This window comes from Hoeflea sp. BAL378 (genome assembly GCF_000759435.1).
In the GTDB taxonomy this organism is placed as follows: Bacteria; Pseudomonadota; Alphaproteobacteria; order Rhizobiales; family Rhizobiaceae; genus Hoeflea.
Map to the genome: position 1 here is coordinate 1 of NZ_JRJG01000194.1, position 6,807 is coordinate 6,807.

Sequence of the window (6,807 nt, forward strand, 5' to 3'; positions counted from 1 at the left end):
CTCGACGGCCTGCTTGCCGGCGGATCGGTCGAGGCCAACCTCCGGCGCGGCATTGCGCTGGCGCGGCTGACGGCCGGCGTGCGCGGCCCGGTGGTCGGCGATTTGTCGCCCGCCCTGCTTGCCAGCACCCTCGCAGCCATGCCACAGCCCGCGTCAATCCCCGTTTGAAAGCCAGGAGCCCCGCATGACCGGATCCATCACCATCGAGACCACCGGCGAGGTCGCCGCAGCGCTGGGCGAAGGCCGCCCCGTGGTGGCGCTCGAATCCACCATCATCACCCACGGCATGCCCTGGCCGGGCAACCGCGACATGGCGCTTGAGGTCGAGGCCGCGATCCGCTCCGAGGGCGCCGTGCCCGCCACCATCGCGGTGATCGATGGCCGGCTGCATGCCGGGCTCGACGAGGCTTCCATCACAGCACTGGCCCAGGCGAAAGACGTGATGAAACTGTCGCGCGCCGACCTCGCCTTCGCGATTTCCGAAGGCCGCACCGGCGCCACCACGGTGGCGGCCACCATGATGGCGGCGCATCTGGCTGGCATATCCGTGTTCGCCACCGGCGGCATCGGCGGCGTGCACCGCGGCGCGGAAACCAGCTTCGACATTTCCGCCGATCTCGACGAGCTCGCCCGCACCCCGGTGATCGTCGTCTCGGCCGGCGCCAAGGCGATCCTCGACATCCCGAAGACGCTCGAGGCGCTCGAGACCCGCGGCGTGCCGGTGGTGGCCTTCGGCCAGGACGAGATGCCCGCCTTCTGGTCGCGCAATTCGGGCCTGAGGGCCCCCTTGCGGCTCGACGACGCCGGCGCCATCGCCCGTTTCGAGACCACCCGCCGGGCGCTTGGCGTCCATGGCGGCATGCTGATCGCCAACCCGGTGCCGGAGGACGAGGAAATCCCGGCCGCCGAAATCAACCGCCATATCGAGGCGGCGCTCGAGGCGGCGCGGGCGCGGGGCGTCGAGGGCAAGGCGGTCACGCCCTTCCTGCTCAGCGAGATCCTCAAGCTCACGGACGGCGCAAGCCTCAAGACCAACATCGCCCTGGTGCTCAACAACGCCCGGCTCGCCGCCCGCATCGCCGTGGCGCTGACATGAACCGCCGCTAGCATCGGTCCCGGACGACATGCGACCCCGGCCCGGCCAACCCTGAAAAGGACACCTCGATGAAGCCCACCCGACGCACCGGCAGCGTCTTCGAACGCGCCGAAGCCGCCTTCAAATCCGCCACCACGAAGCCGGCCGAGCCGGCACCAAAGCCGGCCGCCGTGCCCGAGGGCAAGGAAATGGTCTCGCTCCGCATCGACCGCGCCGTGCTCGAGCATTTCCAGAACGACGGCCCCGGCTGGCAGGACCGCATCAACACGGCGCTGCGCGCGGCTGCAGGGCTCGACGGCAAGTAGACCCGCTTCCGGCGGGCGCGAGGACGGGCGAAGACCATCCGTCTCCGTCATGCCGGGCTTGACCGGCATGACGGACATCGAGGGCGCCAAGGCCTCACACCGTCCCATCCGGCAAGCACCCGCAGCCCCACCCCGAAACGGAAAGACCCGGCGGCTTGCGCCGCCGGGTCTGATGTTGCCTCAGACGTCTGGTTTCGCCGCCGCTCAGCTCAGCGGCGAAATCTGGATTTCCACGCGGCGGTTGGCGGCGCGGCCGGCATCGGTGCCGTTGTCGGCGATCGGCTGGCTTTCGCCGAAGCCCTGGGTGTAGAAGCGGCGCGGATCGTTGCCCTGCGAGATCAGGTAGCTCGATACCGACTGCGCGCGCTGCTGCGAGAGCGTCAGGTTGTGGCTGTCCGACCCGGTCGAATCGGTGTGGCCGGCGACGTCGACCAGCGAGCGGTTGAACTTCTGCAAGACCAGCGCCACGGAATTGAGCGTCGGGTAGAATTCGGGCTTCACCGCCGACTGGTCGGTGTCAAAGGTGATGTTGGACGGCATGTTGAGGATGATCCGGTCGCCCACGCGCGTCACCGACACGCCGGTGCCCTGCAACTGCGCGCGCAACTGGTTTTCCTGCTGGTCCATGTAGCCGCCGACCGCGCCGCCGGCGAGCGCGCCGATGCCGGCGCCGATCAGCGCGTTCCTGCGGTCGTCGCCGCCCGCGAGCGTGCCCAGCGCCGCGCCGCCCAGTGCGCCCAGCGCCGCGCCGCCGGCAAGGTTGGAAACCTTCTGCTGGCCGGTATAGGGATCGGTCGTGCAGGCGGAAACGAACACGGCGGCCAGCGCCGCGATGAGGATTTTCGATTTCATGAGGGCCCCTCTTGGAATATGGAAATGCGAACCTTAGCGGAAAATGCGGCAGGATGATGAAGACAGACTTGCCGTCAAACTATCCGAGCCGGGTTCGATTGCAAGCGGCCGGCCGCCGCCCCATGACCGCCGACCCTGCGCGCGCCTCTCTCCGGCCCTTGACCGCACCGCCCCGGCTTGCGCAAATGGGGCAGGACCTCAACAGCAGGACACCCGGTTTCATCCCGTGATCGACCTTCGTCCGGACATTGTATTTGTGATCGATGGCGTCCTCTGGCGCGATTTCCTGGCGCTGCGCGACGAGTGCGGCGACGCCTTGACCAACCGGTTCTACGACGAGTGCGTCTGGCAGACGCGCCAGGCCATTCGCGCCGGCGACCCCGCGCTGGCGCTGCACTGGCAGCGCTTGCGGCGCTTCGCCGAGGCCTACAGCGTCTCCTGGGTAAGCGCGGTCGAGGTCGACGGAGAACTGATCCGCGAGGAGCCGAAATCCTCGGCCCTGCGCTATCCGGAGGATGACGCGCTCACGCGCATCGAGTTCGGCCCGGAGCGATCGTAAAGCCGGTCCGGGCCGACAGGAATTGACGGGCATCGTCAGGAGCGTTGACGGACCCGTGCCGGGGCCTTTTCCACCGGCAGCCACAGGCTACCTGTTCGACGAGGTGAGCAACTTGTAGCCGGCGAAGACAAAGAACAGGCCGAGCGCACCCTCCACCCAGGACCGGAAGCGCACCAGCAGCGACCGCACCGGCGCCGCCGACAGAAGCAGCGCATAGGCCACGTGGCCGACGAAGGAATTCAGCCAGGCAAGCAGGACGAACAGCACGATCACCGGCGCAGGCGCATGGCCGACGCCGCCGACCGCGGCGATCGCCAACCAGAAGGCGATCGCCTTCGGGTTGGTCACCTGAAGCAGAAATCCTCCGAAGGCGGTCTGCACCGCGCTTTTCCTGGCCACCGCCTGCACTTCGAGCGGCGGCGGGTTCACCGCCCTGGAAAACGCCTTGTATGCCAGCCACAACAGATAAAGCCCGCCGAGGATCCGCATCACCGTCATCGCATGGGCGATCTCGGCCAACAGGATGGCGATGCCCAGGACCACCGACCCGGCAAGCACGATGGAGCCGCAGGAAATGCCGAAGGCCGTCATCAGGGCCGGCCCCCGGCCGCGCGCCGTGGCGACGCCCAGGATGAGCATGACACTGGGACCGGGCGACAGCACCCCCACGGTCTGGATCGACAGGGCGAGGAGAATCTGCGGCAAATATTCGGCTATCATGGCGCGGCTCTTGGGAAGGTCGGGGGACTGGATGTTCGATCTTCGTTCCAGGCGCCGCGCGATGTCAATCGACAAGAAGCGCAGCTCAAACACTGCTGACATTTTCGGGTCGCCCACCGGTCAGCCCTGCAGGCGTTCGCTGAAACACGACGCGGACCATCGCCTCATGACGGACAGCCGGGAACGGTTGACTTCCCACCCGAGCGTCGGACCGGACCCCAGGAATCCGGAAGCAAAGGCATGCTCTCGCCGACCGGCCCCTATTCGTCCAGCATCTCGCGCACGGCGGTCGCAAGCTGCTTCAAGGAGAACGGCTTGGCCAGGAAGCCGAATTTGGCGTCGGCGGGGAGATTGCGGGCGAACGCATCCTCGGCGTAGCCCGAGACGAAGATGAACTTCATGTCGGGATAGTCCTTGCGCAGTTCGGTGAGCAGCGTCGGCCCGTCCATCTCCGGCATCACCACGTCGGAGACGACGATGTCGACGCGGCCGTCGAGTTCCTTGAGCACCTCGAGCGCCTCTACCCCGGTTCCGGCCTCGTGCACCTCGTAGCCGCGGGCTTCCAGCATGCGCTTGCCGCCGCGGCGCACCGCCTCCTCGTCCTCGACCAGGAGCACGACGGCCGAGCCGCCGGTCAGGTCCTCGGGCCCGTCGGCGGCGATCTTGGCCTGCCTGGCGGCCCCCGCCTCGAGCGCCGCCGCGGCTTCCGCGGCCGCCTGCGCCTTCTCGGCCTCGTCCTCGACATGACGCGGCAGGTAGATGCGGAAAATGGTGCCCTTGCCCACTTCGGACTCGGGATAGATGTAGCCGCCCGACTGCTTGATGATGCCATAGACCATCGACAGGCCGAGCCCGGTGCCCTTGCCCACATCCTTGGTGGTGAAGAACGGCTCAAAGATCTTTTCCATCACCTCGGGCGGAATCCCGGTGCCCTCGTCGGCGATCTCGATGAGCACGTAATCGCCCACATCCATGCCGCGATGGTTGAGCCGGGCGATTTCCTGAGCCTCGACATTGCGGGTGCGGATGGTGATCGCCCCGCCCTCGGGCATGGCGTCGCGGGCGTTGACGGCGAGATTGATCAGCACCTGCTCGAACTGGCCGAGATCGGTCTTGACCGGCCACAGGTCGCGGCCGAATTCGAGCTCGAGCTTGACGTTCGACCCGGTCAGCCGGTCGACCAGCATCCTGAGATCCCCGATCACGTCGGTCATCGACAGCACGGTGGGCCGCATGGTCTGCTTGCGCGAGAACGCCAGCAACTGGCGCACCAGCACGGCTGCGCGGTTGGCGTTGCGCTTGATCTCGATGAGGTCGGCGAAGCTCGAATCGGACGGCCTCAGCGACATCAGGAGATGGTCGGCCGACAGAAGGATCGCGGTCAGCACATTGTTGAAGTCGTGGGCGATGCCGCCGGCGAGCGTGCCCACCGCGTTCATCTTCTGGGTCTGCGCCATCTGCGCCTCAAGCGCCTTCTGCTCGGTCGTTTCCACCGCATAGATGATCGCGGCCTCTTCCGGCGTCTCTTCCGAATGCTCGATCACCGCATTGACGTAGAAGCGGAAATGCCGCTCGTCATTGTCGGCGCGGCGGCTGTCGATCGGCGCGATCGTGCCCTGCTTGTCCGCAGCCTCGTTGAGCGCCTCCTGGAAGGCCTTGCGGTCGTCCTCGCGCAGCATGGTTTCGAGCAGCGTGCCACGCTCCATGTCGTCGCGCGTCACCAGGCCGTGAAACATCTGCAGGAACGGACCGTTGGTCCTGAGGATCTTTCCGCGCGCATCCACCGAGGCGATCGCCATCGGCGTGTTGTTGAAGAAGCGGGTGAAGCGCATCTCGGCGCTCGCCGCGTCATGGGCACCGGTGCCGCCCTCCTCGCGGCTGATGACGATGGTGCGGCTTTCGCCGGGCGATCCGTCGCGCGTGGCCGTCACCCGGTGCACCAGCCGGACCGGCAGGCTCTGGCCGTTGGATTTCAGGAGATCGAGATCGAGTTGCGCCGTGCGGTTGAGCCCCGGCTCGGCCTGCACCGATTCCACCAGCGCCATGCCCGCGCCCGCCACCAGGTCGCGCAGCATGATCTTCCCCGGCGAAAACGCGGTTAGGTCGATGCCCAGCCAGTCGGCGAGCGTGGCGTTGAGATAGACGATCTCGCCGCCGCGGCCGGCCGAGAAGAACCCCACCGGCGCATGGTCGAGATAATTGATGGCGTTCTGCAGTTCCTTGAACACCAGCTCCTGCTCGGTGCGCTCATGGCTGATGTCGGACAATTGCCAGGCCATCAGCTTGCCGTCGCCCTCGCCGGGGGCGATCGGCCGGCCCCTGAGCCGGTACCAGTGCCCCGCCCCGCCGCTGTCCCGCGCCGCGCCCAGCGGCTGGGTCATGCGGAATTCCTCCTGCCCCTCGTGGCCGTTGCGCATGGCGTTGGTCAGCCGGTAGACGGCTTCGGCGGATTCGCGGTGGCGCGAGAGAATGGCCTCGATCGACTGCACGTCGCTGGCGCTGGTCGAGCCGGTCAGCACGCCATAGGCATGGTTGGCGTAGATCACCCGGTCCTTCTCGTCGGTGACGAGCGTGCCTTCGGGATGGGTGTCGATGAAGGCGCGCGCCAGCGGGTCGGCCGTGGCCTTGGGCATCACCGTCACGAAGCCGATCACGGTGGAGACCAGGAAGAAGATGCCCACCACCGCCATCACGCCGAGAATGCCCAGCATCACGTCGTTGTTGAGCCGGTCCTTGAACAGAAAGAACACGATCGACGCGCCGATCATCACCACGGCGAGGAAAACCAGCCTCGACACCGAGCGCGGTTTCGCGCTTCTGTCGACAAGCGCCGCCGGGGTTGAAGCCGCAGGGGTCTTTTCCGTCATGAATCGCTCTTTCGTCCCGCCACCGATCCGTCCGGTTTGAATCATATTCCGCCCCTGATGGAAAGCCCAAAGCCCGACATACCGGCGCGCATTGCCGCTTTGCGGCGCAATTCGCCGGCGGCTGTATCCCCAAAGCACCCAAAGCAGGCCGCGATCGGCAGGTTGAGCGGGAAAACCGCCCTCAACGGCTTGTGATCACCGTCAAAAAAACGTCAAATACAGTTCGATCGCGTCCGGATCGGGCGAATTGCACGGCCCGGACGCAGGACCAGGATACTTAGGGGAGGACACCGGATGCCCGACACACTCTTTGGCGGCCAGGGCGCGACCCTGCTCACGGCCATTGTCATCGTCGCGGTGGCGCTTCTGGCGCTGGTCGGCGTCTTCTGGCTGATCCGCGCCCGCGCC

At 66.9% G+C, this 6,807-nt stretch carries 6 protein-coding genes; 3 read left to right on the plus strand and 3 right to left on the minus strand.

The features are described from left to right. Window positions 1-184: 184 nt before the first annotated feature. Both LL06_RS24630 and LL06_RS24635 read left to right on the plus strand, forming a co-directional pair. Complete coding sequence (locus LL06_RS24630) at window positions 185-1,096, plus strand: pseudouridine-5'-phosphate glycosidase (RefSeq protein WP_035533331.1); 912 nt, start codon at window positions 185-187, stop codon at window positions 1,094-1,096. Window positions 1,097-1,164: 68 nt separating this feature from the next. Further along, window positions 1,165-1,401 (plus strand): BrnA antitoxin family protein, encoded by a 237-nt coding sequence (locus LL06_RS24635; protein ID WP_035533333.1) that lies wholly within the window; start codon window positions 1,165-1,167, stop codon window positions 1,399-1,401. Window positions 1,402-1,605: 204 nt separating this feature from the next. Here LL06_RS24635 and LL06_RS24640 read toward each other — a convergent pair whose 3' ends face one another. Continuing rightward, complete coding sequence (locus tag LL06_RS24640; RefSeq protein WP_035533335.1) at window positions 1,606-2,253, minus strand: OmpA family protein; 648 nt, start codon at window positions 2,251-2,253, stop codon at window positions 1,606-1,608. A 256-nt stretch (window positions 2,254-2,509) separates the two neighbouring features. Here LL06_RS24640 and LL06_RS24645 point away from each other — a divergent pair, with 256 nt between their 5' ends. Beyond that, window positions 2,510-2,812, plus strand: a complete 303-nt coding sequence (locus LL06_RS24645; protein ID WP_152599768.1) for a hypothetical protein — start codon at window positions 2,510-2,512, stop codon at window positions 2,810-2,812. Between the two features lie 87 nt (window positions 2,813-2,899). Here LL06_RS24645 and LL06_RS24650 read toward each other — a convergent pair whose 3' ends face one another. After that, on the minus strand, window positions 2,900-3,532 hold the full coding sequence (locus LL06_RS24650; protein WP_035533341.1) for a LysE family translocator: 633 nt from the start codon (window positions 3,530-3,532) through the stop codon (window positions 2,900-2,902). Between the two features lie 260 nt (window positions 3,533-3,792). Next, complete coding sequence (locus tag LL06_RS24655; RefSeq protein WP_035533339.1) at window positions 3,793-6,399, minus strand: response regulator; 2,607 nt, start codon at window positions 6,397-6,399, stop codon at window positions 3,793-3,795. Between the last annotated feature and the right edge of the window lie 408 nt (window positions 6,400-6,807).

Bases quoted from the DNA above. Each gene is read 5' to 3' on its own strand.
- LL06_RS24630 (WP_035533331.1), top strand. From the start codon at position 185: ATGACCGGATCCATCACCATCGAGACCACCGGCGAGGTCGCCGCAGCG.
- LL06_RS24635 (WP_035533333.1), top strand. From the start codon at position 1,165: ATGAAGCCCACCCGACGCACCGGCAGCGTCTTCGAACGCGCCGAAGCC.
- LL06_RS24640 (WP_035533335.1), bottom strand. From the start codon at position 2,253: ATGAAATCGAAAATCCTCATCGCGGCGCTGGCCGCCGTGTTCGTTTCC.
- LL06_RS24650 (WP_035533341.1), bottom strand. From the start codon at position 3,532: ATGATAGCCGAATATTTGCCGCAGATTCTCCTCGCCCTGTCGATCCAG.
- LL06_RS24655 (WP_035533339.1), bottom strand. From the start codon at position 6,399: ATGACGGAAAAGACCCCTGCGGCTTCAACCCCGGCGGCGCTTGTCGAC.